1 pseudogene is annotated in these 501 nt (G+C 83.8%); it reads right to left on the reverse strand.

The annotated features are described in order from the left end of the window. Positions 1–18: 18 nt before the first annotated feature. Positions 19–501 (reverse strand): annotated as a pseudogene (locus tag B1205_RS30260) (hypothetical protein); the annotation flags it as partial.

Consider the following 501-nt stretch of genomic DNA (forward strand, 5'->3'; position numbering starts at 1 on the left):
GTTCCGCACGCGGTGCCGTCACCGGCCCCGCGCGGCCGGCACGGCGCCGATCCGTCCGGTGCCGGGCCGGCGGGAGCCGACCCCGCGGTCCGGCCCGTCTCCGGCGCCCGTCAGGCGTGGGCCGAGGACGCCGGTCCGGCGCGGCCGGTGTCGGGTGCCGGGCGTCGTGCCAGGCCCGAGGAGGCCGGTGGTGCGGTAGCGTCCGCCGCCGGCCGCCGTGCCGCCCCGGACATGCCGGGTGCCGGCCCGACCGTGCCCGTCTCCGGCGGTCCGGCGGACGGGTCTGGCCCGCCCGGTTCCCGCCACGCCGCGGCCGACGGCCGGTCGGGCGCAGCCGAGTCGTCCGGTGCCGCCGATCCCGGCGCCGAGTCGGGGCGGGCCCCGCGTCGCGCGGTCCGCGACGAGGCCGGTGCGCCGCGCGCGCAGCGGCCCGAGCGTCCCGCCGACTGGCTGCGGCAGGCCGGTCGAGCCCCGCACGCCGACCCGGCCGGCCCAACGGCT

The organism is Micromonospora sp. NBS 11-29, from assembly GCF_002140155.1.
Classification (GTDB): Bacteria; Actinomycetota; Actinomycetes; order Mycobacteriales; family Micromonosporaceae; genus Micromonospora.